This window comes from Mycolicibacter algericus DSM 45454 (assembly GCF_002086455.1).
In the GTDB taxonomy this organism is placed as follows: domain Bacteria; phylum Actinomycetota; class Actinomycetes; order Mycobacteriales; family Mycobacteriaceae; genus Mycobacterium; species Mycobacterium algericum.
In genome coordinates this window covers 19,218-45,674 of sequence record NZ_MVHC01000010.1, presented here as the reverse complement: position 1 = coordinate 45,674, position 26,457 = coordinate 19,218, and the positions used below count along the sequence as shown (strand labels likewise).

Here is a 26,457-nt window from a genome sequence, read left to right as displayed (position 1 = left end):
GCCGGTGTTGGCAACGCGAAGCCGGTATTCGGACTGACCGTGGCGCACCGGAATGCGCCGCGGAACACCGTAGCGGGCCTGTGTCGGACTCACACCGACTTCCCTGGCAGTTCGCGCCGATACCCTAACACCGTGCCCGCCCAAGCCCATCACGTCACCGTTGTCGGGATCGGCGCCGACGGCTGGGACGGCCTGGGCGAACCGGCGCGCGCAGCGGTCGCGGCCGCCGACGTCGTGATCGGTGCGCCGCGCCAGCTGGATCTGCTGCCCCCCATCGACGGCCAGGAGCGGCGCGGCTGGCCCTCGCCGCTGCGGGCCGGACTCCCGGCGCTGCTCGACGGTCTGACCGGACGACGGGTGGTCGCGCTGGCCTCCGGGGATCCGCTGCTGTCCGGGGTTGGCGGCACGCTGATCGAGCTGCTCGGCGCCGAGCGGGTCAGCGTGATCCCGGCGGTCTCCTCGGTGACGCTGGCCCGGGCCGCGTTGGGCTGGCCGGCGGAGTCGGTCGCGGTGATCAGGGCCGGCGACGTGCACGCGGTGCTGCGCGAGCTGGCGCCGGGCCGGCGGGTGCTGGTGCTCTCCGCCGACGAGACGACGCCCGCTGGGCTCGCGGCGCTGCTGGTCGAGCACGGGTACGGGGCGAGCCGGATGACGGTGCTCGGCGACCTGGGCGGGCGGGCCGAGTCCAGGTTGGACAGCACGGCGGCCAGCTACGCGGGCCCGGCACCGCGGCTCAACATCGTCGCCGTCGAGCTCGACGGCCCGCTGCCGGCCGGTTGGACGGCCGGGCTACCCGATGATGCCTACGACCACGACGGGCAGCTCACCAAACGTGACCTGCGGGCTTCCGCGCTGGCGCGCCTGGCACCGGCGCCCGGACAGCTGCTGTGGGATGTCGGTGCGGGCGCCGGCTCGGTCGGCATCGAATGGATGCGCGCGCACCCGAGCTGCCGGGCCATCGCCGTCGAAGCTGATCAGACCAGGGCGCAACGGATCTCGGGCAACGCTGGCAAGCTCGGGGTGCCTGCGCTACGCGTCGTGAACGGCCGTGCTCCGGGTGCGTTGGCCGACCTGCCCGCCCCGGACGCCGTCTTCATCGGCGGCGGGCTGAGCCGGCCCGAGCTGCTGGCGGCCTGCCTGACGGCGCTGGGATCCGGTGGCCGGCTGGTCGCGCACGGCGTCACCCTGGAAAGCGAGGCGCTGTTGGCGGCGGCCTACCGCGAGCACGGCGGCGAGCTGAGCCGCATCCAGGTCGAACACGCCGCCCCGCTCGGTTCCTTCACCGGCTGGAAGCCGGCCCGGGCGGTCACCCAGTGGGCGCTAACGCTGCCTGCTTGACGACGATGACCCGGCGAGCCTCTGCATCAGCTTGTCGGCGCGCCCCGGTCCCGTGCCGGGTCGTAGAGATGGCTCTCGCCGCCGCACGGATCGGGCCGATCGGCCACCGCGCGGCCGACCAGGATCACCGCGGCCGACCGCAGCCCCGCCGCCTCGACGGCATCGGCGATGTCGGCGACGGTGCCGCGCAGCACAAGCTCATCGGGTTGCGACGCCCGGTAGACCACCGCGACCGGGCAATCCGCGCCGTAGTCGGATTCCAGTCGGCACATCAGTTCTCGTATCCGGGTGATCGCCAGGTGCAGCACCAGAGTGGCCCCGGTCGCGGCGAACGCGGCCAGCGATTCGCGCGGCGGCATCGCGGTGGAGGCGGCCTGCACCCGGGTCAACACCACCGACTGCGTCACCAGCGGCACCGTGAGCTCGCGCCCGAGCGCTGCGGCCGCCGCCGCATAGGCCGGCACGCCCGGTGTCACCTGCCACGGCACACCGGCGGCATCGAGCCGGCGGGTCTGCTCGAAGACCGCGCTGTAGAGCGACGGATCGCCCGAGACGAGCCGCACCACCCGCCGGCCAGCCCGGTGGGCGGTCACCAGCCGGCCCACGATCGCATCCAGGTCCAACTTGGCGGTGTCCACGAGTTCGGCTGTGGCGCAACAGTGGTCGAGAACCTTCGGATCCAGGTAACTGCCCGGGTAGAGCACCAGGTCGGCATCGGCCAACAGTCGCGCTGCCCGCACCGTCAGCAGGTCCGCGGCCCCCGGTCCGGCGCCGACGAACTGGACCGCTAGCGCACCCATCGCGGCGTCCAGACCCGTCCACCCGTCACCCGTGTCGACGACGACCCCACCAGCACAAGGCATTTCATGTCGATCGCGTCGGTGGCCAACTCGCCCAGCGTGGTCACGGTCAGCGACTCCGATCCCCGGCCGACGTCGCGGCCGACCACCACCACGGTCGCCGCGTCGCGGTGCTCCAGCAGCACTTTGCGGGCCAGTGCGATCTGGTCGGGCCGGGCGCGCGAGGCCGGGTTGTAGATCGCCAGCACCAGATCGGCGTCGGCGATGGCCCGCAGTCGGGACTCGATCACCGACCAGGGCTTGAGGCGATCCGACAGGCTCAGCACCGCGAAATCGGCCCCGATGGGGGCACCGGCGGCCGCGGCGACCGCTTGCACCGCGGATACCCCGGGCAGTACCCGCACCGAAACCCGTTGGTATCGCTCGGTATCGGCGGCCTCGAATACCGTCGAGGCCATCCCGAACACCCCGGCGTCCCCGCCGGAGACCACCGCCACCTTCTCGCCGCGGGCGGCCAGATCCAGCGCGAACCGGGCCCGGTCCAACTCGACGGTGTTGCCCGAGGAGTGGCGCTGCAGACCCGCCCGCTGCGGCACCCGAGCCAGGTAGGGCCCGTAGCCCACCACGTGATCCACAGTGGCCAGCGCCGCGGCGGCCTCGGCGGTCAACCAGCCCTCGGGTCCGGGCCCCAGCCCGATGACCAGCAGCTCGGCGGGCTGAGTAACGGGTTCAACGACCTCCGGGACCGAATCGGACGGCTTGCGCGAGCGCTGCCCGTTGCGGGAGTCGCCGTCGACCACGATCAGCGACAGATAGGGCACGTCGTCGGTCTCGGCCATGGCGGCCACCGGCAGCCAGCGCTGCTGCGGATGACTGGCCCGCTCCACGTAGTAAGCGTGCTCGAGCCGGCCGGCGGCGACCAGCGCACGGTATACGGCGGGGAAGGTGCGGCCGAGCTTCATGATGATGGCGCCGTCGGTGTCGGCCAGCCGCATCGCCAGCTCGTGCTCGCCCAGGGTGCCCGGCAGCACGGTCAGCACATCGGTCTGGCGTACCAGCGGCATGCCGAGCGCGGCGGTGGCGGCGCTGAAAGCCGGTACGCCCGGGATGATCTCGGTGTCGAAGCGGGTCGACAGCCGGTCGTGCATGTACATGAACGAGCCGTAGAACAGCGGGTCGCCCTCGGTCAGCAACGCCACCGTGCGGCCCGCACTCAGGTGGGCGGCGAGCCGTGCCGCGGAGGCCTCGTAGAAGTCGGCGAGCGCCCCGGCATAGCCGCCGGGGTGATCGGTCACCCCCGTGGTGACCGGGTAGCGCAGCTCCTCCTCGATCACGCCCTCGCGGATCAGGTCGGCGGCGATGGTGCGCGCGTAGGAGTTCTTGTTGACCCCGGCGTGGTAGGCCACCACGTCGGCATCGGCGATGATGCGGGCTGCCTTGCGGGTGATCAGTTCCGGGTCGCCGGGGCCCAGGCCCACCCCGTAGAACGTGCCGCTCACGCTGTGTCTCTCATTCGTCGTCCGAGGCCAGGGCGTTCAGCGCCGACGAGGTGATCGCCGAGCCACCGCGGCGACCGCGCAACGTCACGAACGGGATGTCGATGCCGTGCTCGGCGTGCAAGGCCGCCAACGCCGCCTTGGACTCGGCGGCGCCGATGAACCCCACCGGACAGCCGACGATCACCGCGGGGCGCGGCCCGCCGTCCAGGATCAGCTCCAGCAGGTGAAACAGCGCGGTGGGGGCGTTGCCGATCGCGACGACGGCACCGTCCAACTCCGGCGCCCACAACGACACCGCCGCCGCCGAGCGGGTGGTGCCCCATTCGGCGGCCAGCGCCGGAACCCGCTCGTCGTGCAGATGGCAGCGCACCTCGTTGCGCGCGGGCAGCCGCCCTGCGGTCACGCCGACGGCCACCATCCGGGCATCGCAGAAGATCGGTGCGCCGGCGTCGAGGGCGGCGCGGCCGGCCGGTACCGCCTCGGGGTGGATCAGCAGGTCGGCGGCGACGTCGGTCTGCCCGGCGCCGTGGATCATTCGCACCGCGAGCCGCTCGGCCGACGCCGGGATGTGTGACAGATCGGACTCGCGCCGGATCGTCGCGAACGATTCGACGTAGATGGCCGGGCCGTCCTCGAGGTAGGAATACCGCTTGGTGGGGCGGCTAGCGGGCCTCGTCACGGATTCGTCTCCTGTGCATCGGGAATGAAGACACCCTGCCACGGCGTCACCACCAGCTCGGTGTGCACCGGCAGCGAGCGCGCCTGCTCCGGCGTGAGTATCCCGCCGGGGACCGGCACGTGGGAGCCGCCGGGCACCGGACCGTAGGGTAGCGGACCCGACGGTGCGGGCAGCCGTGGATCGGCGGCGATGACGGGAGCGAGCGGGTTGGGCAGCTCCCGGATGTGCCACGGTGCGTCGGGACCGCTGCCGCGGGCGGCCTGGAATGCCGCCGCCAGCGCGGCCAGCCGTTCGGCGGCGTCGGAGATGGCCACCACCGCGCCCCAGTTCTCGCCGATCCGCAGCTGCGCCTGCGCGCCGGAGAGCGCCACCAGCCCGGCATCGGTGGTCCGGTCGATCAGGTCGCCGCGCCCGTCGTCGAGGACGAACAGGAAGCGCCCGGGTAGGTGTGCCAGTCGCGGGTCGCCGCACAGCAGCGCGTCCAGCCGCGCCGACACCGGGCGCAGGTCGACGCGCCCGCCGGCATAGCCCGTCTGCGGCGAGACCAGGATGTTGCGGACCAACTCGTGGCTGCGCGATGGCAGCAGTCCGGTCGACGCCAGGGCGGCCACCACGTCGGGCGTGAGCTGTCCGCCGTGTCCGGGCAGCCCGCGCAGCTGCAGGTTGGCCCGCTTGGTCAGGTAGACCGAGCCGTCGGCGAACTCGGCGCTGACTCTCAGCAGCCGTTCCAGTGCCGCCACGGGCAGCCGTCCCCCGACCAGGCGCAACCGGACCAACAGGCCGTCGTCGGCCACCCACGGCCGCAGCACGCCGGGGCACCGGTCGGCCCTGGCCCTCATCGGTCACATCCGTCACACCGGAGTAGGCGGGTGTCAGTTGCCCGCCTCACAGCGACAACACCAGACCGGTCGTGTGGGTGGGCGCGGGCGCTCGAGTGCACTGCCTGATTGTCGCTCAGATGCGGGCAACTGCCCTATGCCCGCCGCCGGTGACGGGTGGGGCCGATGTTGTTCACTCCGCGGTCAGCGCCGCCACCGCCGGCCCGAACATGCCGGCTTTGATCGCGCCGAGCGTGCCGGGATCCTTCCCGGCCAGCGGCCGCAGCAACTCGACCGCGGCGGGCGTCACCGCGCCCTCACCCGCGGTGCCGTCGACGATCCCGACGGCCGCAGCATCCACACCGCCGAACCGGCGGCCGGTCGTCATCGACGCCACCTGCGCCTGCGGGGTGAGTTTGGCCTGGATCAGCGCGGCCATCCCAGGAGTGAACGGGATCCGGATGTCGACCTCGGGGAAGCAGAAGAAGCCGCGGTCGGCGCGCATCACCCGGAAGTCGTGGGCGATCGCCAGCATCGCCCCGGCCCCGAACGCGTGGCCCACCACCGCCGCCGAGGTCGGGATCGGCAGCGTCAGCACCTTTGCCAGCAACGCCTGCACCCGCCCGACGTACCAGTCGCCGCGGTCACTGTGGGCGGCCAGCCAGTCCAGGTCCAGGCCGTTGGAGTAGAACTTGCCGCCCGCGGTGGTGACCAGGCCGTGGGCGCCGCTGGACACCGCGTCGTCGAGCATCCGCTCGACCTCGTCGAGAAAGTCCGGGGAGAACCGGTTCTCGTCGTCGCCGAGATCGAGCACGGCGATCTTGTCGTCGTAGGTCAGCTTCACTCAGCAGGTTCCTTTCTCTGGTCCCACGGCCAGCACGGCGCGTACCGCGGCGTGCAGTTGGGCGCGGGCGGCGTTGTTGCCCAACCGGTTTCGGCTGAGCACGATCGCGGTGGGCAGGTCGACGACGCAGGTGGTGACGGTGTCGACAGCGGCGGCGTCGCGGCGCTCCCACATCGCGGCCGCGAGCCGGATCAACAGGCCGATCAGTTCGGTGTCGAGGCGACGCAGCGGTTCAGCGACGTCGACGGGCAGGTCGTCGGTGAGCAATTCCTCGCGCCGGATCGCCAGCAGCAGCGCCGAGGACTCCGGGTGGCGTTCGGCGAATATCAGCGGGGTGTCGGCGGCGGCGACGACGGCCGCCACCGCGTCGTGCGCGCTGTCGACGAGTTCGCGCTGCATATCCAGGAATCGACGTCCCGCCCGCAACCAGGCCGCGGCGATCAGCCCGGCCCGCGACCCGAAGCCGTGGTAGACCGCGCCGTTAGAGGCTCCGGTCGCCTCGGAGACGGCCCGGATCGTCACCGCCGCCGGGCCGGACCGCGCCGCCAGCGACTCGACCGCGTCCAGCACCCGGCCGGGGTCGTGCACGCGCGGGCGGGGCATGGCGGCCACGATAACAGAGCGGTTGCTCTGTTACCAGGTGCGCCCACCGGCGCACCGGCGTGACAGGATCGAGAAACCATGAGCACTTCCGCAACCCGCCCCGTCGTCTTCTCCGGCGTCCAGCCCACCTCGGCGTCCCTGCACCTCGGCAACGCGCTGGGGGCGATCACCCACTGGGCGGAGCTGCAGGACGACCACGATGCGCTGTTCTGCGTCGTCGACATGCATGCCATCACCGTCCCGGGCTGGGACCCCGAGACGCTGCGCCGCAGCACGCTGGTGACCGCCGCGCAGTACCTGGCACTGGGCATCGACCCGGCCCGCAGCGCGATCTTCGTCCAGAGCCACGTCCCGGCGCATGCCGAACTGGCCTGGGTGCTGGGCTGTTTCACCGGATTCGGACAGGCCTCGCGGATGACGCAGTTCAAGGACAAGTCGGCCAAGCAGGGTTCGGATTCGACGACGGTGGGCCTGTTCACCTACCCGGTGCTGATGGCCGCCGACGTGCTGCTCTACGACACCGACGTGGTGCCGGTCGGCGAGGACCAACGGCAGCACCTGGAACTGGCCCGCGACGTCGCGCAGCGGTTCAACGCCCGCTTCCCCGACACCTTCGTCGTCCCCGAACCGATGATTCCCAAGGCCACCGCCAAGATCTACGACCTGGCCGACCCGACGTCGAAGATGAGCAAATCCGCGGCCACCGACGCCGGCCTGATCAGCTTGCTTGACGATCCGGCGAAAAGTGCCAAGAAGATCCGCTCGGCGGTCACCGACTCCGAGCGCGAGATCCGCTACGACCCGCAGGCCAAGCCCGGGGTGTCGAACCTGCTGACCATTCAGTCGGCGATCACCGGTGACAGTGTCGAGAAACTGGTGGCGGGCTACGCCGGCCGCGGCTACGGCGACCTGAAGAAGGAGACCGCCGAGGCCGTCGCCGACTTCGTCACGCCGATCAAGGCGCGCGTCGACGAACTGCTGGCAGATCCCGCCGAGTTGCAGTCGGTGCTGGCCGCCGGCGCCGAACGTGCCAAAGCGGTGGCCGCGGTGACGATCGCGCGCGTCTACGACCGGGTGGGATTCCTTCCGCCGCCGGTATGAGTCATGAATAAGGCCGCCACAGACCAGGCCGACGGGTCCAAACCGGGCATCCTCGACCGGCTTCGGTCGCGCTACGGCTGGTTCGACCACGTGATGCGGGCGCAGGAACGCTACGACGAGTGCCAGGGCAACTTCTTCGCCGCCGGGATGAGCTACTACACCATCTTCGCGCTGTTCCCGCTGGCGATGGTCGGGTTCTCCGTCGGTGGCTTCCTGCTGTCGCGGCGACCCGAGGTGCTCGACGAGATCGAGCGCCGCATCAAGCACTCCATTCCCGGCGAGTTCGGCGACGAGCTGGTGACCTTGATGGACACCGCCATCGGATCGCGCGCCTCGGTGGGTGTCATCGGCCTGGCGACGGCCGCGTGGGTGGGCTTGACCTGGATGGCCAACCTGCGCGAGGCGCTCTCCGAGATGTGGGAAAAGCGTTCGGAGAAGCAGGGCTTCGTCTCGTCGAAGCTGTCGGACCTGGTCACGATGGTGTGGGCTTTCGGCGCCATGCTGGCCACCATCGCGCTGACCGCGCTGGCCGACCCGAAGCTGATGCGCAAGATCCTGCGCTGGCTCGGTGTTCCCGACTTCGACCTGCTGGGCGCATTGTTGCGGGTCGCATCGGTCGGGATGGCGGTAGGGGTGTCGTGGCTGTTGTTCACCTGGATGATCGCCCGGCTGCCCCGCGAGTCGGTCAGCCTGGCCAGCGCCGCGCGGGCCGGCGGGATCGCCGCGGTCGGCTACGAGCTGTTCAAGCAGGCCGGCTCGGTGTATCTGCAGTCGGTGGTCAACGGCCCGGCCGGCGCGGTGTTCGGCCCGGTGCTGGGCCTGCTGGTGTTCGCCTACGTCACCACCCGGCTGATCCTGTTCGCCACCGCCTGGGCGGCGACCGATGACGTTCAGGCGGAGAACCTGCGCGCGGACTGAGCCGCCCGCTGCCACGGTGTGACCGGCCGCCGAAACGGGTAGTAGAGGCGAATGGAGCGCGAAACCGGCTGGCCCCGTCTTCGAGTGCAGGACTGGGGACCCACTCGGGACACCCTGCACATGTGGACCCAGATCGTCGGCAAAGTCCGCCTGGCGCACGCACCCTTGGTGAACCACTGGTGGCAGGTGACGCTGTATGTCACCGCGCGCGGCCTGGCCACGTCGGCGATCCCGTACGGCAGCGACGTGTTCGACATCGAATTCGACTTCGTCGACCACCAATTGGGCATCCGCAGTGGCTGCGGCGCGACTCGGGCCATCGCACTGCGGCGGCAATCGGTGGCGGAATTCCACTCGGCGTTCATGTCCGCGTTGGACGAGTTGGGCCTGCACACCGCAATCCAGTCCCACCCCAACGAGGTGCAGCAGGCCATCCCGTTCGCCGAGGACGTCGAGCACGCCTCGTACGACGCCCAGGCAGCGCAGTTGTTCTGGCGGCAACTGGTGCAGGCACACCGCGTGCTGAGCCGGTTTCGTTCCCGCTTCATCGGCAAAGTCAGCCCCGTTCACTTCTTCTGGGGCGCGATGGATCTCGCCTGCACCCGCTTCTCCGGCCGTACCGCGCCGACCCACCCGGGCGGCGCGCCCAACTGCGGTGACTGGGTGATGGTGGAGGGCTACTCGCACGAACTCAGCAGCTGCGGATTCTGGCCCGGGGGCGGGGAGGAAGGCGGCTTCTACGCCTACGCCTACCCGGAGCCGGACGGTTTCGCCGACCACCCGGTGCGGCCCGCGCAGGCGTTCTACAGCACGGACATGGGCGAATTCGTCCTACCGTATGAAGTGGTGCGCCAAGCGCCCGACCCGGACGCGGTGCTGCTCGAGTTCCTCCAGGACACCTACGAGGCGGCCGCGGTGCGCGGCGACTGGGACCGCGGCGCCCTCGAAGACGATCCGGATCGCTGGCGGACGAAGGCGCGCACCTGAGGTGCTCTCGTCACTGCGCGCGGTGTGCGGTGACCAGGAAGCCCGGCAGTGGGTGTGGGACCGCCGTGGCGTACAGGCGGGCCGGCCGGATCTCGTCGACGTGCCAACAGTCCGACACGATTTCGCGCAGTTCCGCCTCGGTGAACTGGGTGGGCCCGGGGCCGGTGTGGTCCGGAAAGGCGCCGGTGCCGAAGGCCAAGATGTAGAACACCGCGCCGGGACTCGCCGCGCGGCGCATGGCCCGCAGGTAGTTCTGCCGCACTTCAGCGGGCAGTGCGTGCAACAGGCCGCTGTCGAAGATGGTGGCGAACCGGCCGTCATAGCCGGTGAGCGCGGTGATGTCGGCCGCAGCGAATGTCGCGGTGGTCAGGCCGCGCTCCGCGGCGGCGGCGGTGGCGGCTGAGATCGCAGTGGGGGACAGGTCGATGCCGACGACGGTGTGGCCGCGGGCGGCGAGGGCCAGTGAGAGCTCGGCATGGCCGCAACCGGCGTCGAGCACCTCGTCGTGGACCGTGCCGGGCTGGTCGATCAGCGTCGCGTATTCCGGCTGGGGCTCGCCGATGTTCCAGGGGGGTGCTTCTTCTTGCCGGTAGGCCGCATCCCAGTCGATGTTGTCCGTCATTGCTCATCCCTTTCGTCGTCCTGGACGTCTCGTGCTGTGGTACCCGGTGAGTCGAGGCCCCACGCGATGATCCGGCGTGGAGAGATCCGGATGACATCGCCGCTGAGGCCGCCGTCGGTGCTGCCGGCGCCGGGCAGTGCGATTGCGGTGCCCCGGATCTCGATGCCGCGCGCCTGCGGCGGCTGCACGGCGATCACCTCGTCAACGATGAACGCGGCCCTGTTATCGCGAAGGACATTGCGCCACTTCTGGGTTCGGGACAATACGTGGCCGACGATGTCGATGCCGCAGTGGCCGGGACCGAGGTGTACGCCGACGGGGCGGATCTGCGGTTCGCCGACCGGCCCGATCGTGGCGAGCCGGCCGATCGGCTGTTGGGCGAGAAACGTCGATTCGGCACGAGTGAATATCACGATCCCTGCGTCCCGTCGGTTGTGAGTCGAGCGAGTAGTCGCGTGAAAATGCGTTCGACACAGGCCAGTTCGTCGGCCGCCAGGTCATCGAGGAACAGCTCGCGGACCATTCCCGCATGCGCGGGTGCCGCGTCGCGCAGGGACTTGCGCCCGGCGGCGGTCAGCACCGCCCGGTAGCCGCGGCCATCGTCAGGTGCGGCTTCGCGGGCGACGAGGCCCCGTTTCTCCATGGAGGTGATCTGGTAGGTGATCCGGCTGCGGGAGAACACCATCCGATCGGCGAGCTCGCGCATCCGCAGGCGTTGCTGCGGTGCCTCCGCCAGCAGCCTCAGCAGGTGATAGTCGATCAAAGTGAGGTCGCTGCGGTCCCGCAGGGTCTCATCCAGGCGGGTTTGCAGGCGGATGCTGGCCTGGATGTACGCGCCCCATCCGCGTTGCTCCGGGCCGGACAGCTCGGATCGCATGGGATTTCTCGTGGGATTTCGCATGGGGCAGGGCCTCCGATCGTTGACGAGCGGTCGCTGAACCCGATGCTAGCAGGTAGTACAAATTTTAACTAAATGTCCGTGGTAGAGCGCATGGGCCGCCGGCCGTCGGCGACGCACCCGTCAAGTGTCCGCCGCCCGGCCCTGGCATCCTCAGCGGCCGCCGGCGTACTCCGGGTGCTTGGCCACGTAGGCCTCCACAAACGAGCAACTCGGCACGATTCGCTTGCCCGCGGCCTGGGTATCGGCCAGCGCGAAGGCGATCAGCTTGGTGGCCAGCCCCTGACCGCCGAACGCCTTGTCGATCTCGGTGTGGTGGAAGTCCCGCTGGTCGCCGCTGTCGTGGTAGGCGGCCAGTCCGGCCCGTACGCCGTCCACGCTGATCTCATAGCGGCGCTGCTCGGGCACATCGATGACGGTCGGCTCGCTCATCGGGTTCTCCTTCATCTCAGCCACATTCCGCGGCGCATCACCCGCACCAGCTGCAGGTCGGCATCCATCACCACCAGGTTAGCCGCGGACCCGACGGCCAAAACCCCGGCGCCGTCGAGGCCGAGCGCCCGCGCCGGGGTGGTCGCGGTCATGCGCACCGCCGCGGCCAGCGCCGCGTCGTGCCCGCCCAGCAGGTTCACCGCGGTGGCGAACAGCCGGTCCATGGTCGCGGTGCTGCCGGCGATGGTGGCCGTGCCGCGCAGCCGGGCCACCCCGCCGGCCACCTCCACGTCGAGTCCGCCGAGGGTGAACGCCCCGTCGCCGGCCCCGGCGGCGGCCATAGCGTCGGTGACCAGCGCGACCCGGTCCGGGCCGGCGGTCGCCATGACGTGCCGGATCACCGCCGGATGCAGGTGCACCCCGTCGGCGATCAGCTCGACGGTCACCCGCGGATCGGCCAGCAGCGCCGGTACCGGCCCCGGGTCGCGGTGGTGTAACGCCCGCATCGCATTGAACAGATGGGTGCCGACGGTCGCGCCGGCCTCGATCCCGGCCTGCATCTGGTCGTAGTCGGCGTCGGTGTGCCCCAGCGCCACAACGATTCCCGCATCGACCAGCCGCCGGATCGTGGCCGGCCCGCCGGGCAGTTCGGGCGCCAGGGTCACCATCCGGATCGCGCCGTCGCCGGCGGCCAGCAGCGCATCGACCTCGGCGTCGTCGGGGTCGCGCAGCCAGGCGGGATCGTGGGCGCCGCAGTGGTGCCCGCTCAGCCACGGTCCCTCCAGGTGGATGCCGTCCACCACGCCGCGCCGGGTGGCGTCGGCCAGCGCGCGCACCTGGTCCAACAGCACCGCCGGGGCGGCGCTCACCAGGCTTGCCAGCCCGCCGGTGGTGCCGTGCGCGGCGTGCAGTGCCGCCGCGCGATCCGGGCCGTCGGGGTACCCGACGCCCCCGCCGCCGTGGCAGTGCATGTCGATGAAGCCCGGCGCCACAACGCAATCCGCGAATTCGACGTCGGCGCGCACCGGCCCGGTACCGCAGTCGGCGATCCGTCCGTCGGCCACCGAAAGCCAGCCGGGCCGGCAGACCCGGCCGTCGAGCACCACGGCGCCGGCGGAGATCAGGGTCACGTCGACGCGCCGATCTCCGCCGATGTCGGCTGTTCGTCGGGCCAGCGGCCGCCGTTCTCCCAGAAATGCCGGATGTCCTCGAGTTGCCGGCCCTTAGTCTCGGGGGCGTAGCGGTACACGAACGCCAGGCTCAGCAGCGCCAGCACCCCGAACACCGCGAACGTTCCGGCGCCACCCAATGCGGTGAGCATGCTCAGAAACACCCCGGCGACAACCGCATTGGCCACCAGATCCGAGGTCAGCATCGCCGAGGAGCCCATCGCGCGCAGCCGCGCCGGCAGGGCCTCCCCGGCGTAGACCCACACCAGCGAACCGAACCCGAAGGTGTAGCCGGCGGTGAACAACAGCACCCCGCCGAACTTGAGCGCCGGCAGCGCGTCACCGAACGCCGGGCCGGCCGCGAACACCGCGATCAGCAGCGCGTTGGCGACGACCATAGTGGCGATCCCCGACAGCAGGATGGGACGACGGCCCACCCGGTCGATCAACGCCAGCGAGACGAACATCGCCGCCAGCGCGGCCACCTGCACCAGCGCCGGCAGGATCAACAGCGCGAAATCGCCTTCGAAACCCATCTTTTCGAACAGCCGGGGACTGTAGTAGACGATCGCGTTGATCCCGGTGATCTGGATGAAAAATCCCAGCGTCACCACGAACAGCGTTGCCCGCAGATACGGCGGCCGCAGCATCTCGCGCAGCACTCCGACCCCGCTGCGGCGTTCCTCCTGCAGCGTCCGGCTGATCTCGGCGAGTTCGCGTTGGGCGGCCTCGATGTTCGGTTCGATGCGGCGCAGGGCGCGGTACGCGTCGTCGACCCGGCCCTTGAGCAGATACCAGCGCGCGGTGTCGGGGATGCGGGCCAACAGCATCGTCACCAGCACGGCGGGCACCGCGGCCAGCCCCAGCATCGCCCGCCAGTTGCCGGCCCCGGCCAGCAGGTAGGCGAACAGGTAGCCGGCGATGATCCCGACCACGGTGGCCACCCCGTAGGTGACCAGCAGCGCGCCGCGGGCGGCGGCCGGCGCCGACTCGGCCACGAACACCGGCACCACCACCACCGACACCCCGATGGTGACGCCGAGCAGCAGCCGGGCCACGGTCAGCATCGACACCGACGTCGCCGCCGCCCCCAACAGCGCGAACACCGCGTAGCCCAGCGCCACCGAGACCATCGATTTCTTGCGCCCGATCGCGTTGGCCAGCCACCCGGCGGCCAGGGCGCCGGCGATCTCGCCGATCACCGTCGCGGTGGTCACCATCTCCTGCTGGGCGGCGGTCAGCCCGAAGTCGGCCTCGATGAACAGCAGCGCGCCGGCGATGTTGGACAGGTCGTAACCGTAGATCACGCCGACACTGGCGGCGGCCACCCCGACCAGCAGTGCCAGCGGCGAGGATCGGCGCAGTTCCCCGATTCGGCCCACCTGGCTCACCGTAGGGGATGGGGTCAGCGCGCGTCCCGATCGGCCAGGGTGGCATACCAATAGGTCAAACCGGCCGCGACGAACTCGACGACACAGGCCACCGTGAACGACGGGTGGGGCATGCCCACGTCGGCCATCGAGATCAACCGGGACACCCCCAGCAGCGCCATGGTCAGCGCCAGCAGCCGTACCGCCCCGGCCGGGATCCGCGCTCGGCGGAACGCCTCGATATAGCCGATGCCGAACCCGATCAACAGCGCACCGGCCGCCCGGCTCTCGCTGTCGACGGTCGCGTTGACGTCCTGGCCGTCGGGAATGGAGTCCAGCGACAACGCCATCCGGCTCAACCCGATCGCGATCAGCAGCAGCCCGGAGAACCAGCCGAAGGCCCGTAGCGCCTTCACCACGTTGAGGCCCTGCCCGGCCGGCGGTTCACCGCGCGCGCACCCATGATGAGCGCGAACACGATGATCGTGCCGAAGATGCTCACCCCGACCCGCACCGGCACCGTGTCGTCGGCCGGCGCCAGCACCATGGCCTGCGGGCTGGGCCCGTCGGCGGGTGCCCGGGTGACCAGCGAGGGGTCGGGTTCGATCAGGGTGCCGACCCGGGTGCCGGGCGGGGTGGCGAAGCCGTAGTCGAGCAGCTGCGCGGCCTGCTGCCACGGCGGGATCGGCTGGCGGGTGCCGCGCAGCAGCACCGCCACCAGCCGCCGGCCGTCGCGGTTGGCCGCGCCCACGAACGTCTGCCCGGCGTCGTCGGTGTAGCCGGTCTTGCCGCCGAGGGCACCCGGGTAGTTGTAGAGCAGCTGGTTGTCGTTCTCCAAGGTGTAGCCGGGCACGTCGCCGTAGCCGGGGAACGCGAAGTTCCGCGTGGCGACGATGTCGGCGAACACCGGGTTGTTCCAGGCGTAGCGGTAGAACAGCGCGATGTCGTAGGCCGAGGTGCTCATGCCCGGCCCGTCCAGCCCGGACGGGGTGGCGGCGCGGGTGTCGCGGCCGCCCAGCCTGGCGGCCAGCGCGTTGATCTTGTGCAGTGCGGTGTCCATGCCGCCGAGCTCGGTGGCCAGGGCGTGGGCGGCGTCGTTGCCCGACCCCATCAGCAGGCCGTGCAGCAACTGATTGACGGTGAAGTCGCCGCCGGGGCCGACGCCGACGCGGGTGCCTTCGGCGTTGGCGTCCTCCTGGGTGCCGTGGACGACCTTGGCCAGGTCCAGCTCGTTGAGCGCCGCCATCGCGGTCAGCACCTTGATCACGCTGGCGGGCCGGTGCCGGCCGTGCGGGTCGCGGGCGGCGATCACGGCCCCGCTGTCCATGTCGGCCACCAGCCACGACTCGGCGGAGACATCGCCGGGTACCGGCGGGGTGCCGGGCGCGACGACGATCCCGCAGCCGGCCAGCGCGTCGCCGCCGACCGGGGTGGCCGGCACCGGCAGCGGCAGCGGCGGCTCACCGGCCAGCGGCACCTCCGAGGCGTCGACGGCGGGCGGGGTGCTCACCTGGTAGGGGCAGCCGACGGTGCCCGCGTTGAGCCCCGGGGTGGGGTCGGCCATGGCCGCCGGGGCGGCCAGGGGTGCGGCGGCGGTGAGAAAACCCACCGCCACCAGGGCTGATACCGAGCGCGCAAAAGTCATCGTGTGTGCAGGGTAGGCGAACCGCGCCGCGAACCGCGGGAGCCACGCTGTGACTGGTGGTGCGGAAGTTACAACTGAAAATACGCCAGGCCCGGCCCGTTGATCCGGCCCAGCCACAGCCGATCGCCGGCCTCGACCACCCCGGTGGCCAGCCCGAACGCCGGATCGGAGCTGCGGAACTGGCTGAGCACCCGGCCGTCGTCGGCGTCGAAGCCGATGACCCACGCCCCGGACTTGGTATCCGGCAGCCAGCGATACGGCAGCAACCGCCACAGCAGCGTGCGCAGCACCGGCGCGCGCGGCGAGAGCCACTCCGACAGCGCGTTGCGATCCGAGACCATCGCCACCCAGATACGGCCGTCCCGCCCGGTGGAGATGTTGTCCGGATGGCCGGGCAACTCGCTCACCAGCCCGGTGATCGAACCGGCCCGCGGCCCGGTCAGCCAGTACTTGGACAACCGGCACCCGGTGCTCTCGGCGAACACCACCGCCGATTCGTCGGCGGTCAGCGTCACCCCGTTGGCGAAGTGCAGGCCCGATGCCAGCACCGTCGTCGCGCCGTCGGGGGTGCGCCGCAGCAGCGAGCCGCTGGCGCGGGCCTCGATCACTGAGGCCTTGTAGTACTCGTAGCGGAACCTATCGGTGGATTCGGTGAAGTAGATGGTGCCGTCGGATGCTTCGACCGCATTCGAACAGAACGTCAGCGGCCGGCCGGCCACATGGCTGACCAGCGTCTCCAGTTGCCCGGATTTCGGGTCGAAGCGCAGCAGGCCGCGGTGGCTGTCGCAGATCAGCAGCCGGTGATCCCGGGTGAAGGCCAGTCCGAGCGGGCGCCCGCCGGTGTCGGTCATCACCCGCGGCGGGGCGGCGCCGGGGCCGACCGCGATGATGCGGCCGTCCTCGATGCCGGTCCAGATGGCGCCGTCGGCGTCGACGACGACGTCTTCGGCGGCGGTACCGGGGATCTCGACGACCTGCAGCGGCGGCGTCGGATCGGGCGGAGGCAGCGGCCGCGACGGCGGCGGCCGCCAGCGGACCGGGGAGATGCGTGGCTTGGGGCTCATGTCGACGACATTAAGGCGGTCTTCGCTAATCCGTTTGGCAATGCGCCCGACGGAATAATGTCGTGCTGGGCCGCTGATCCGAGGAGGGTCCATGACAGGTGCTGACAAGGGCCGGACGCTGCTGTGGTTCGGCGTCCTCCTGTTCCTGCTGGGTCTGCTCACCGGGCTGGTGACGGGGGCGATGAACAATCCGCGGATGGGGTTGTCCTCGCACCTGGAAGGCGTGCTGAACGGGATGTTCCTGGTGGTGCTCGGTCTGCTGTGGGGCCGGCTGCGGCTCTCGGCGCGCTGGCTGACCGCGTTGTTCTGGCTGGCGCTCTACGGCACCTACGCCAACTGGGCAAGCACGCTGGCGGCGGCGATCTTCGGCACCGGACGGACGATGCCGATCGCCGGCGCCGGTCACCATGGCTCTGCGTGGCAGGAGAATCTCGTCGACGCCGGTCTGTACAGCCTGAGCGTGGCGATGCTGGCGGTTTGCGTGATCGCGCTGGTCGGCTTGTGGCCCGGCGCGCAGCAACCGCACTGAGGGGTCGGCGCGGCCTAGGCTGGTTTGCAATGACGACGGCGGTGGACGACTTCGAGGCGTTGCGGCCTCACCTGCTGGCGGTGGCCTACCGGCTCACCGGGATGTTCGCCGACGCCGAGGACATCGTGCAGGACGCCTGGCTGCGGTTCGATGCCGCCGAGCGCGACGAGATCATCGACCTGCGGGCATGGTTGACGACGGTGGTGAGCCGGCTCGGCCTGGACCGGCTGCGCTCGGCGCCGCGGCGCCGCGAAACCTATGTGGGCGAATGGCTTCCGGAGCCGGTGGTGACCGGCATGGACCAGGCCGAGCCGTTGTCGGCGGTGGTGGCCGGCGAGGACGCCCGGTTCGCCGCGATGGTGGTGCTGGAGCGGCTGACCCCGGATCAGCGGGTGGCGTTCGTGCTGCACGACGGCTTCGCGGTGCCCTTCGGGGAGGTCGCCGCGGTGCTGCACACCAGTGAGGCCGCCGCCCGCCAGCTGGCGTCGCGGGCCCGCCGGGCCGTTGCCGCCGACCCGCCGCCGGAACCCGATCCGCGGCACGCGGAGACGGTCGGGACGTTGATGGCCGCGATGGCCGCCGGTGACCTGGACGCGGTGGTGGCGCTGCTGCATCCCGAGGTGACGTTCACCGGCGACGCCAACCGCCGGGCGCCGACCGCGGTTCGGACCATCCACGGCCCGGAGAAGGTGGCGCGGTTCCTGTTCGGTCTCGCGCGCCGGTACGGGCCGACCCTGACGACCGCAAACCAGTTGGCGTTGGTCAACGGTGAACTCGGCGCCTACACGCCCGGGGCTCCCGCCGCCGAGGGGTTCGCCGAGCTGCTGCCGCGCGTCACCGCGATGACGGTGCGCGACGGTCTGGTCTATGCCGTCTGGGATATCGCCAACCCGGACAAGTTCAGTGGTTCTCCGCTGCGCGGTGCCGCGAGGCAGGGGGTACCTCCCGCTTGCGGGGGAGAGTTACCGTGAGGCCCACTCGCACATCCGCACGCCAACAACAGTCTCGGGGCGTCACTGGGCCCACGGCACCCGGCAGGCGTCCCCCGAGCTGAAGCCCTGCTCGGTGATGCCCAGCGCCGAATACATCCGGGCCCGCATGTTCTCGACCCCGATCTGATACGTCAGCTCGATGACGCCGTCGTCGCCGAATCGCGCGCGCAGATCGGCGACCTGGGCGTCGGTGACGGTGTGCGGGTCGGTGGTGACGGCGTTCGCGTAGGCGATGGCGGCCCGCTCGTCGTCGGTGAAGCGCGGCGAGGTCGCGTAGTCGTCGATGGCCTTCAGCCGTTCGATGTCCATGCCTTCCAGCCGGGCCAGCATGGCGCCGAAGTCCACGCACCACGAGCAGCCGATGGTGCGGGCGGTCCAGAACACCGCCAGGTCGCGCACCTCGGCGGGCAGCTTGCGTGACGCGGACTGCAGCAGCCCTTCGTGGGCGGCGGCGGCCACCAGCAGTCGCGGGTGGTGCGCGATGACGGTGAAGGGCTCGGGGACCTCACCGAAGCGCCGTTTGGCGTAGCGGTACATCGCGCGGGTCAGCAGGCCGGTCTTGTTGGGGGACAGCGGTTGGATGCGTGGTTGCGTAGTCATACCCGTTAGACGGGACAGCCCGCCCAAGTGTGACGTGGGCTGCCTCACAGCAGGAACGGCACCAGCGCCTTGCGGTCGGTGGGGTAGTCGGGGAACTTCTGCTGATACCACCGATGCGTCTGCAAAGCTCGGGGGATCAGGTTGCCGGCGGTGATCAGCAGGATGACGACGCCGGGCAGCGCCCAGGTGAGCACCGCGAACCCCGTCCAGGCGATCAGCTCACCCAGGTAGGCCGGGCTGGTGACGAACCGGAAGCCGCCGCCGAACGGGATCCGGTACTCCGCCGCGCCCGGGTTCTTCTTGTCGCGCAGGTTGCGCACGATCGACTCGGAGTTGACCAGCAGCGCGAACCCGCACAGGTAGATCACCAGGCCCACCACGAAACGCGGATCGGTCAGCCAGGAACGGCCGTACTGTCCCAGGTAGTCGTGGCTGAACAGCGCCCCGTTGAGGTAGCCGTGCATGGTGGTCACGAGCATCCCCATCACCACCACCGAGATGTTGAACGTGCTGCGCTTGCCGGGCACCTGGCGGATCGCCAGCGGGAAGAACCAGCCGCGGTTGGCGTAGTGCAGCGCCCAGATCCCGGCCAGCACAACAGAAGTCGGCTCGAACCGGGCCGGCCCGCACAGGTATGCGACCAAGAACACCACCGTCGCCGGGATCTCCATCAGCCACCAGCCGAACTTCGGGTTCAGGTTGAAGCCGAGCTTGGCCGAGGAGAACCGGCCGTAGGAGCTCTGGCCGAAGAAGCCGCCGATGATCACGAACGCGGCGAAGCCGAACGCGAAGGTCAGGACGGTGTCATAGCCGCTGTTGCCGGTGTACCAGTGCATAGTCAGTGTCCTATCACGAGGCCGGCAGGCCTCTCGCGAGGGTGCACAGTTGTACTCCCGCAGCGGCGTGTCGGCGGACAAACACGCACGGTCGCCCAAGGCCTAGCGGGCGAACATCAGCGCCCGCTTGACCTCCTGGATCGCCTTGGTGATCTCGATGCCGCGGGGGCAGGCGTCGGTGCAGTTGAACGTGGTGCGACAGCGCCACACCCCGTCGACCTCGTTGAGGATGTCCAACCGCTCCGCGGCACCCTCGTCACGCGAGTCGAAGATGAACCGGTGGGCGTTGACGATCGCCGCCGGCCCGAAGTAGGACCCCTCACTCCAGTACACCGGGCAACTGGTGGTGCAGATGCCACACAGGATGCACTTGGTGGTGTCGTCGTAGCGGTGCCGGTCGTGCTGGCTCTGGATCCACTCCCGAGTGGGCGGGTTACCGGAGGTGATCAGGTAGGGCTTGATCGCCTTGTAGGCGTCCATGAACGGTTCCATGTCGACCACGAGGTCTTTTTCCACCGGCAGCCCGCGCATCGGCTCGATGGTCAGCGTCAGCTCCTTGGCCGGGTTCTTCGGCAGGATGTCGCGCATCAGCATCTTGCAGGCCAGCTTGTTGTTGCCGTTGACCCGCACGCCGTCCGAGCCGCACACCCCGTGCGCGCAGGACCGGCGGAAGGTCAGCGTGCCGTCCAGGTAGCTCTTGACGTAGATCAGCAGGTTCAGCAGCCGGTCGGTGGGCAGCGCCGGCACCCGGAAGCTCTGCCAGCCGTCGGTGGCGGCGTACTGGTCGGGGTTCTCCGGGTTGTACCGGGCGATCTTGAGCGTGACCATCCGGGCGCCCTCGGGGACCGGCGGCAGCGGCGGGTCACCGGCCGGCGGGCCGTCGACCAGCGCCACCGGTGCCGCGCTCGACGGACCGGGCGAGCAGCAGCCTGAATCTGATGAGCAGCAGCCGGAGTCAGCTGAAGAGGACATCAGTACTTCCGTTCCTTCGGTTCGTAGCGGGTCTGCACCACCGGCTTGTAGTCCAACCGGATGTCGGCGATCAGGTCGGTGCCTTCCTTGTAGGCCATGGTGTGGCGCATGTAGTTGACGTCGTCGCGGTTGGGGTAGTCCTCGCGGGCGTGCCCGCCGCGCGACTCCCGGCGATTCAGCGCACCGACCACGGTGACCTCGGCCAGCTCCAGCAGAAAGCCCAGCTCGATGGCCTCCAGCAGATCGGAGTTGAAGCGTTTGCCCTTGTCGTGCACGGTGATTCGGGCGTAGCGCTCCTTGAGCGCGTGGATGTCGCTCAGCGCCTGCTTGAGCGTCTTCTCGGTGCGGAACACCGCGGCGTTGTTGTCCATCGACTGCTGCAGCGCACCGCGGATGTCGGCGACGCGCTCGTTGCCGTGCTCGGACAAGATGTCGGCGACCCAGTTGACCACCATCTCGGCCGGGTTCTCCGGCAACTCGGTGAACTCGTGGGTGTTGGCGTACTCGGCGGCGGCGATACCGGCGCGGCGGCCGAACACGTTGATGTCCAGCAGTGAGTTGGTGCCCAGCCGGTTGGCGCCGTGCACCGACACGCAGGCACACTCGCCGGCGGCGTAGAGCCCCGGCACCACCGCGGTGTTGTCGCGCAGCACCTGCCCGGTCACCGTGGTGGGGATGCCGCCCATCACGTAGTGGCAGGTGGGGTAGACCGGCACCAGCTCGGTGACCGGGTCGACGCCCAGGTAGGTGCGGGCGAACTCGGTGATGTCGGGCAGCTTCTCCTCGAGCACGTCCTCGCCGAGGTGGCGCACGTCGATGTAGACGTAGTCCTTGTTCGGCCCGGCGCCGCGGCCCTCGAGCACCTCGAGCACCATCGAGCGGGCCACGATGTCACGCGGCGCCAGGTCGACGATCGTGGGGGCGTAGCGCTCCATGAACCGCTCACCGTCGGCGTTGAGCAGTCGGCCGCCCTCACCGCGCACCGCCTCGGAGATGAGAATGCCCAGCCCGGCCAGGCCCGTCGGGTGGAACTGGTGGAACTCCATGTCCTCCAACGGCAGACCCTTGCGGAAGACGACGCCCATGCCGTCACCGGTCAGGGTGTGGGCGTTGGAGGTGGTCTTGTACATCCGGCCCGAACCGCCGGTGGCCAGCACGATCGCCTTGGCGTGGAAGACATGGATTGCGCCGGTGGCCAGCTCGTAGGCCACCACGCCGGTGGCCACCGGACCCGACGGGGTCTCGGTGAGCACCAGGTCCAGCACGTAGAACTCGTTGAAGAACTCCACGTTGTGCTTGACGCAGTTCTGGTACAGCGTCTGCAGGATCATGTGGCCGGTGCGGTCGGCGGCGTAACACGCACGGCGCACCGGGGCCTTGCCGTGGTCGCGGGTGTGCCCGCCGAACCGGCGCTGGTCGATGCGGCCCTCGGGGGTGCGGGAGAACGGCATGCCCATGTTCTCCAGGTCGAGCACCGCGTCGATGGCCTCCTTGGCCATGATCTCCACGGCGTCCTGGTCGGCCAGGTAGTCGCCGCCCTTGACGGTGTCGAAGGCGTGCCACTCCCAGTTGTCGTCCTCGACGTTGGCCAGCGCGGCGCACATGCCGCCCTGCGCGGCGCCGGTGTGGCTGCGGGTGGGGTACAGCTTGGTCAGCACCGCAGTCCGAGCGCGGGGCGCGGCCTCCACCGCCGCGCGCATCCCGGCGCCGCCGGCGCCGACGATCACCACGTCGTATCGATGTTCTGCAATCACCGCGATATCACCCGTTCGTAGGAGATCTGCCGTCAAGAAATGTTCGGGTCGAAGCTCAGCAGCACGTAGCTGCCCAGCGCCAGCGTGAAGACCATCGACACCGCCAGCAGGCTCAGCAGCCAGAACCGGCTGCGCCCGCTGCGGGTGTAGTCACTGATGATGGTGCGCATGCCGTTGCCGCCGTGCAGCTGAGCCAGCCACAGCAGGCTGAGGTCCCAGATCTGCCAGAACGGCGAGCGCCAGCGCTCGGCCACGAAGTTGAAGTCGATCCGGTACACCCCGTCGTCCCACATCAGCATGATGAACAGGTGCCCGAGCACCAGGAAGATCAGTACGGCGCCGGAGAACCGCATGAACAGCCAGGTGTACTTCTCGAAGTTGGCCATCCCCTTGTGCCGGAACGGCGCGCGCGGGTCGCCCAGGCTGGCGGGCCGGTCGCGGTCCGGGCCGCGCACCGGGGCCAGCGCGCCACGGCCGAGTTGCAGATCAGGTGTGCTCATAAGAATCGCTCCGCCATGTGCATGCCGATCCGGACCACCACCGGCACCATCACCACCAGCCAGACGGCGCCGACCGCCACCAGCATCTGGCGCTGCCAGCGGCAGCCCTGCCACCAGAAGTCGATCAGGATCAGCCGGACGCCGTTGAGGCCGTGGAACAGCACCGCGGCGACCAGGCCGAGTTCCATCAGGCCGACGAGCGGGGTCTTGTAGGTCGCGATCACCTCGGTGTAGGCCTGCGGGCTGACCCGCACCAGGGCCGTGTCGAGCACGTGGACGAACAGGAAGAAGAAGATGGTCGCACCGGTGATCCGGTGCAGGGCGAACGCCCACATCCCCGGGTCGCCCTTGTACAGACTCTGCCGCCGGGGACGGCGGGTGGTCGCCTGCGTCCCGGGTCCCGCCGTCTCGGCGGATGTCGCCGTCATCTAGCGCCTCCAATATCTGTAGCCGCCGTGCTTGCGGCAGCTACTCAACGCCATCGCTGTCAGTAAACCTCGGCTTGGACTCTAAACCCATCCACAGGGTCGAAACGACCACGTCGCAGTTACCGGCGGGTAGGAATGGTCGAAGTTAGGGTGACGTTCGACAAGCCGAGGTGGACGGACAAGGTGACGCGATGGGTTCCACACGATATGGGCGCAGCTGAGATGGCTGCCGTAGTCGACTGGGAAGTGTTGCGGCGCAATGCAATTTCGGTCGCCGCGAACGCCTATGCGCCGTATTCGGGGCTGCGGGTCGGCGCGGCCGCCCTTACCGCCGACGGACGGTTGTTCACCGGCTGCAATGTGGAAAATGTCTCATATGGCCTGAGCCTGTGCGCCGAGTGTGCGGTGGTCGCCGCGCTGTGCACCGCCGGGGGAGGCAGGCTGGTGGCGCTGTCGTGCACCGACGTCGCCGGCAATCTACTGATGCCATGCGGTCGGTGCCGGCAGGTGCTGCTCGAACACGGCGGACCCGAGCTGCTCGTCGACCATCCCGCCGGCGCCCGGCGGCTCTCGGAACTGCTGCCCGACGCCTTCGGGCCCGACGCATGGCGGTGAACCGCTCCTTTGACGCCCCGACGCTGATCGCCGCCAAGCGCGACGGTCACCGGCTGCCCGACGCCGCGATCGACTGGCTGATCGACTCCTACACGGCCGCCGAGATCGCCGAAGAGCAGATGGCGGCGCTGCTGATGGCGATCTTCCTGCGTGGCATGGACACCGGCGAGACCGCACGCTGGACCGCGGCGATGATCGCCTCCGGGGAGCGGATGGACTTCGGCGAGCTGCGGCGCGACGGGCGCCGGGTGCCCACCGTCGACAAGCACTCCACCGGCGGGGTGGGCGACAAGATCACGTTGCCGCTGGTGGCGGTGGTTGCCGCCTGCGGTGCCGCGGTGCCGCAGGCCTCCGGCCGCGGCCTGGGTCACACCGGCGGCACGCTGGACAAGCTGGAGTCGATCGCGGGTTTCGACCCGGTGCTACCGACGGCCCGGCTGCGGGAGCAGCTGGCAACCGTCGGGGCGGCGATCTTCGCCGCCGGTGCCCTGGCACCGGCCGACGCCAAGCTGTATGCGCTGCGGGACATCACCGCCACGGTGGAGTCGCTGCCGCTGATCGCCAGCTCGGTGATGAGCAAGAAACTGGCCGAAGGGGCGCAGGCGCTGGTGCTCGACGTCAAGGTCGGCTCGGGCGCCTTCATGAAGTCGCCCGGTCAGGCCCGGCAGCTCGCCGAGCTGATGATCGACCTGGGGGCGGCCCACGGCGTGCCGACCCGCGCCCTGCTCACCGACATGAACAGCCCGCTCGGGGCGACCGTCGGCAACGCCCTGGAGGTTGCCGAGGCACTCGACGTGCTGGCCGGCGGCGGGCCCGAGGACGTGGTGGCGCTGACCGTGGCGCTGGCCACCGAGATGCTGGAGCTGGCCGGGCTGGACGACCGTGAGCCGGCCGCGACGCTGGCCGACGGCACCGCGATGGACGCCTTCGCCGCGATGGTCGCCGCCCAGGGCGGTGATCTGAGCGTCGCGCTGCCGGTGGCGGCATGCTCGGAGACCGTCACCGCATCCCGGGACGGCACAATGGGGGAAATCGACGCGATGGCGGTGGGTATGACGGCATGGCGGCTGGGAGCGGGGCGCTCCCGCCCGGGTGAACGGGTGCAGGCCGGTGCCGGCGTGCGCATCCACCGTCGGCCGGGGGAGCCGGTCAGCGCCGGCGAGGCGCTGTTCACGCTGTACACCGATGCTCCCGAGCGGTTCGGGCCGGCGCACGCCGAGCTCGACGGCGGCTACCGGATCCTGAGCGGCCCAGACGCCGCACCCGTCCCGCGCCCACTGATCATCGGAGCGGCCCCGTGACCACACCGCTGACCCTGGAGACGATCCGGCAGGCGCCCAAGGCGCTGCTGCACGACCACCTCGACGGTGGGTTGCGGCCGGCCACCGTCGTCGACATCGCCGGGCAGGTCGGCTACGACGGGCTGCCCGCCACCGACACTGAAGAGCTGGCGACCTGGTTTCGCACCCGCTCGCACAGCGGGTCGCTGGAGCGGTATCTGGAGCCGTTCAGCCACACCGTGGCGGTGATGCAGACCCCCGACGCGCTGTTCCGGGTCGCCGCCGAGTGCGTGGAGGACCTGGCCGCCGACGCGGTGGTCTACGCCGAGGTGCGGTTCGCGCCCGAACTGCACATCGAAGGCGGGCTGTCGTTCGACGCGGTGACCGATGCGGTGCTGGCCGGGTTCGCCGAGGGGGAGCGCCGGGCCGCGGCGGCCGGCCGCGACATCACCGTGCGCTGCCTGGTCACCGCGATGCGGCACGCGGCGCTGTCGCGGGAGATCGCCGAGCTGGCGATCCGGTTCCGCGACAAGGGTGTGGTTGGGTTCGACATCGCCGGCGCCGAGGCCGGCCACCCGCCGAGCCGGCACCTCGATGCGTTCGAGTACATGCGCGACCACAACGCCCGCTTCACCATCCATGCCGGCGAGGCCTTCGGGCTGCCGTCCATTCATGAGGCGATCGCGTTCTGCGGAGCCGACCGGCTCGGGCACGGGGTGCGGATCACCGACGACATCACCGTCGATGACGACGGTCAGGTACGGCTGGGCCGGCTGGCGGCGATCTTGCGGGACAAGCGGATTCCGCTGGAACTGTGCCCGAGCTCGAACGTGCAGACCGGCGCGGTCGGCAGCATCGCCGAGCACCCGTTCGACCTTTTGGCGCGCGCCCGGCTGCGGGTGACGGTGAACACCGACAACCGGCTGATGAGTGACACCACCATGAGCAAAGAGATGGCGGTGCTCGCCGAGACGTTCGGCTACGGCTGGACCGATCTGCAGCGGTTCATGGTGAATGCGATGAAATCGGCATTCATCCCGTTCGATCAGCGGGTGGCGATAATCGAGGAAGTGATCAAGCCGCGATTTGCGGTGCTGGTCGGCTGAATCCGCCGGGTCGCTGAAAGGCGAAAGCCGGACAACCGCGATTGCGATTGCCCGGCCT

At 70.2% G+C, this 26,457-nt stretch carries 29 protein-coding genes, 1 pseudogene and 1 riboswitch; of the genes and pseudogenes, 9 read left to right on the top strand and 21 right to left on the bottom strand.

The annotated features are described in order from the left end of the window. Positions 1-2 precede the first annotated feature (2 nt). Positions 3-150: riboswitch (cobalamin riboswitch) on the bottom strand. Beyond that, a complete protein-coding gene (cbiE, locus tag BST10_RS11945; RefSeq protein ID WP_163762359.1) occupies positions 133-1,338 on the top strand; it encodes a precorrin-6y C5,15-methyltransferase (decarboxylating) subunit CbiE in 1,206 nt (401 codons plus the stop codon). (Overlaps the previous riboswitch by 18 nt.) A gap of 26 nt (positions 1,339-1,364) precedes the next feature. Here the strand turns inward: cbiE and cobM are convergent, their stop codons facing one another. The 6 genes from cobM to BST10_RS11915 all read right to left on the bottom strand — a co-directional run bounded on the left by cobM (position 1,365) and on the right by BST10_RS11915 (position 6,581). Continuing rightward, positions 1,365-2,138, bottom strand: coding sequence for a precorrin-4 C(11)-methyltransferase (gene cobM, locus BST10_RS11940; RefSeq protein WP_083037920.1), 774 nt, complete (start codon positions 2,136-2,138; stop codon positions 1,365-1,367). Continuing rightward, complete coding sequence (cobJ, locus tag BST10_RS11935; protein WP_083037919.1) at positions 2,126-3,637, bottom strand: precorrin-3B C(17)-methyltransferase; 1,512 nt, start codon at positions 3,635-3,637, stop codon at positions 2,126-2,128. Before cobJ ends, cobM begins: the two co-directional genes overlap by 13 nt. A gap of 10 nt (positions 3,638-3,647) precedes the next feature. Next, the gene (locus BST10_RS11930; protein ID WP_083037918.1) at positions 3,648-4,316 is read right to left on the bottom strand and encodes a precorrin-8X methylmutase; all 669 of its coding nucleotides are present in this window, start codon (positions 4,314-4,316) and stop codon (positions 3,648-3,650) included. Then, positions 4,313-5,155 (bottom strand): nitrite reductase, encoded by an 843-nt coding sequence (locus BST10_RS11925; protein WP_083037917.1) that lies wholly within the window; start codon positions 5,153-5,155, stop codon positions 4,313-4,315. The genes BST10_RS11930 and BST10_RS11925 overlap by 4 nt, the downstream gene beginning before the upstream one ends. Before the next feature lie 172 nt (positions 5,156-5,327). Further along, positions 5,328-5,978: an enoyl-CoA hydratase-related protein gene (locus BST10_RS11920; protein WP_083037916.1), complete on the bottom strand. Its 651-nt coding sequence runs from the start codon at positions 5,976-5,978 to the stop codon at positions 5,328-5,330. Further along, complete coding sequence (locus tag BST10_RS11915; protein ID WP_083037915.1) at positions 5,979-6,581, bottom strand: TetR family transcriptional regulator; 603 nt, start codon at positions 6,579-6,581, stop codon at positions 5,979-5,981. A 78-nt stretch (positions 6,582-6,659) separates the two neighbouring features. Here BST10_RS11915 and trpS point away from each other — a divergent pair, with 78 nt between their 5' ends. Genes trpS through BST10_RS11900 form a run of 3 tightly spaced genes read left to right on the top strand, consistent with a single transcriptional unit; the run spans position 6,660 to position 9,587 of the window. Then, complete coding sequence (gene trpS, locus BST10_RS11910) at positions 6,660-7,682, top strand: tryptophan--tRNA ligase (protein ID WP_083037914.1); 1,023 nt, start codon at positions 6,660-6,662, stop codon at positions 7,680-7,682. A gap of 3 nt (positions 7,683-7,685) precedes the next feature. After that, a complete protein-coding gene (yhjD, locus tag BST10_RS11905) occupies positions 7,686-8,600 on the top strand; it encodes an inner membrane protein YhjD (protein ID WP_109559482.1) in 915 nt (304 codons plus the stop codon). A 51-nt stretch (positions 8,601-8,651) separates the two neighbouring features. Continuing rightward, entirely contained in the window at positions 8,652-9,587 is a 936-nt protein-coding gene (locus BST10_RS11900; protein ID WP_083037913.1) for a DUF5996 family protein, read from the top strand. A 10-nt stretch (positions 9,588-9,597) separates the two neighbouring features. Here the strand turns inward: BST10_RS11900 and BST10_RS11895 are convergent, their stop codons facing one another. The 9 genes from BST10_RS11895 to BST10_RS11855 all read right to left on the bottom strand — a co-directional run bounded on the left by BST10_RS11895 (position 9,598) and on the right by BST10_RS11855 (position 16,787). After that, the gene (locus BST10_RS11895) at positions 9,598-10,209 is read right to left on the bottom strand and encodes a class I SAM-dependent methyltransferase (RefSeq protein ID WP_083037912.1); all 612 of its coding nucleotides are present in this window, start codon (positions 10,207-10,209) and stop codon (positions 9,598-9,600) included. Further along, positions 10,206-10,622 carry a PPOX class F420-dependent oxidoreductase gene (locus BST10_RS11890; RefSeq protein WP_083037911.1) on the bottom strand — a complete coding sequence of 139 codons (417 nt, stop codon included), beginning with the start codon at positions 10,620-10,622 and terminating at the stop codon, positions 10,206-10,208. The genes BST10_RS11895 and BST10_RS11890 overlap by 4 nt, the downstream gene beginning before the upstream one ends. Beyond that, on the bottom strand, positions 10,619-11,086 hold the full coding sequence (locus BST10_RS11885; RefSeq protein ID WP_083037910.1) for a MarR family winged helix-turn-helix transcriptional regulator: 468 nt from the start codon (positions 11,084-11,086) through the stop codon (positions 10,619-10,621). The genes BST10_RS11890 and BST10_RS11885 overlap by 4 nt, the downstream gene beginning before the upstream one ends. A 174-nt stretch (positions 11,087-11,260) precedes the next feature. Further along, positions 11,261-11,539, bottom strand: coding sequence for a GNAT family N-acetyltransferase (locus BST10_RS11880; protein WP_083037983.1), 279 nt, complete (start codon positions 11,537-11,539; stop codon positions 11,261-11,263). Positions 11,540-11,550: 11 nt separating this feature from the next. Continuing rightward, positions 11,551-12,669 (bottom strand): N-acetylglucosamine-6-phosphate deacetylase, encoded by a 1,119-nt coding sequence (gene nagA, locus BST10_RS11875; protein WP_083037909.1) that lies wholly within the window; start codon positions 12,667-12,669, stop codon positions 11,551-11,553. After that, positions 12,666-14,072, bottom strand: coding sequence for a sugar porter family MFS transporter (locus tag BST10_RS11870; protein ID WP_275987265.1), 1,407 nt, complete (start codon positions 14,070-14,072; stop codon positions 12,666-12,668). Before BST10_RS11870 ends, nagA begins: the two co-directional genes overlap by 4 nt. A gap of 41 nt (positions 14,073-14,113) precedes the next feature. Beyond that, positions 14,114-14,497, bottom strand: a complete 384-nt coding sequence (locus BST10_RS11865) for a DUF4345 domain-containing protein (RefSeq protein ID WP_083037908.1) — start codon at positions 14,495-14,497, stop codon at positions 14,114-14,116. Continuing rightward, positions 14,491-15,723, bottom strand: a complete 1,233-nt coding sequence (locus BST10_RS11860; RefSeq protein WP_083037907.1) for a D-alanyl-D-alanine carboxypeptidase family protein — start codon at positions 15,721-15,723, stop codon at positions 14,491-14,493. Before BST10_RS11860 ends, BST10_RS11865 begins: the two co-directional genes overlap by 7 nt. A 68-nt stretch (positions 15,724-15,791) precedes the next feature. Beyond that, positions 15,792-16,787: an SMP-30/gluconolactonase/LRE family protein gene (locus BST10_RS11855; protein ID WP_083037906.1), complete on the bottom strand. Its 996-nt coding sequence runs from the start codon at positions 16,785-16,787 to the stop codon at positions 15,792-15,794. Between the two features lie 91 nt (positions 16,788-16,878). Between BST10_RS11855 and BST10_RS11850 the strand changes: the two genes are divergently transcribed. Together BST10_RS11850 and BST10_RS11845 are read left to right on the top strand one after the other, a co-directional pair. After that, a complete protein-coding gene (locus BST10_RS11850; protein WP_083037905.1) occupies positions 16,879-17,316 on the top strand; it encodes a styrene oxide isomerase in 438 nt (145 codons plus the stop codon). Between the two features lie 29 nt (positions 17,317-17,345). After that, positions 17,346-18,287 (top strand): sigma-70 family RNA polymerase sigma factor, encoded by a 942-nt coding sequence (locus BST10_RS11845; RefSeq protein ID WP_083037904.1) that lies wholly within the window; start codon positions 17,346-17,348, stop codon positions 18,285-18,287. A gap of 42 nt (positions 18,288-18,329) precedes the next feature. Here the strand turns inward: BST10_RS11845 and BST10_RS11840 are convergent. The 6 genes and pseudogenes from BST10_RS11840 to sdhC all read right to left on the bottom strand — a co-directional run. Continuing rightward, positions 18,330-18,944 (bottom strand): annotated as a pseudogene (locus BST10_RS11840) (carboxymuconolactone decarboxylase family protein); the annotation flags it as partial. An 8-nt stretch (positions 18,945-18,952) separates the two neighbouring features. Then, positions 18,953-19,744, bottom strand: a complete 792-nt coding sequence (locus tag BST10_RS11835; RefSeq protein ID WP_083037902.1) for a phosphatidylethanolamine N-methyltransferase family domain-containing protein — start codon at positions 19,742-19,744, stop codon at positions 18,953-18,955. Positions 19,745-19,846: 102 nt separating this feature from the next. Next, positions 19,847-20,638 (bottom strand): succinate dehydrogenase iron-sulfur subunit, encoded by a 792-nt coding sequence (locus BST10_RS11830; RefSeq protein WP_083037901.1) that lies wholly within the window; start codon positions 20,636-20,638, stop codon positions 19,847-19,849. Positions 20,639-20,715: 77 nt separating this feature from the next. After that, complete coding sequence (sdhA, locus tag BST10_RS11825; protein WP_083037900.1) at positions 20,716-22,470, bottom strand: succinate dehydrogenase flavoprotein subunit; 1,755 nt, start codon at positions 22,468-22,470, stop codon at positions 20,716-20,718. Between the two features lie 32 nt (positions 22,471-22,502). Next, a complete protein-coding gene (locus tag BST10_RS11820; RefSeq protein WP_013830073.1) occupies positions 22,503-22,970 on the bottom strand; it encodes a succinate dehydrogenase hydrophobic membrane anchor subunit in 468 nt (155 codons plus the stop codon). After that, a complete protein-coding gene (gene sdhC, locus BST10_RS11815) occupies positions 22,967-23,398 on the bottom strand; it encodes a succinate dehydrogenase, cytochrome b556 subunit (RefSeq protein WP_081465563.1) in 432 nt (143 codons plus the stop codon). The genes BST10_RS11820 and sdhC overlap by 4 nt, the downstream gene beginning before the upstream one ends. A 222-nt stretch (positions 23,399-23,620) precedes the next feature. Between sdhC and BST10_RS11810 the strand changes: the two genes are divergently transcribed. Genes BST10_RS11810 through BST10_RS11800 form a run of 3 tightly spaced genes read left to right on the top strand, consistent with a single transcriptional unit; the run spans position 23,621 to position 26,399 of the window. Next, positions 23,621-24,013, top strand: a complete 393-nt coding sequence (locus BST10_RS11810) for a cytidine deaminase (RefSeq protein WP_083037899.1) — start codon at positions 23,621-23,623, stop codon at positions 24,011-24,013. Next, on the top strand, positions 24,010-25,314 hold the full coding sequence (locus tag BST10_RS11805; RefSeq protein ID WP_109559484.1) for a thymidine phosphorylase: 1,305 nt from the start codon (positions 24,010-24,012) through the stop codon (positions 25,312-25,314). Before BST10_RS11810 ends, BST10_RS11805 begins: the two co-directional genes overlap by 4 nt. After that, entirely contained in the window at positions 25,311-26,399 is a 1,089-nt protein-coding gene (locus BST10_RS11800) for an adenosine deaminase (protein WP_083037897.1), read from the top strand. Before BST10_RS11805 ends, BST10_RS11800 begins: the two co-directional genes overlap by 4 nt. Positions 26,400-26,457 lie beyond the last annotated feature (58 nt).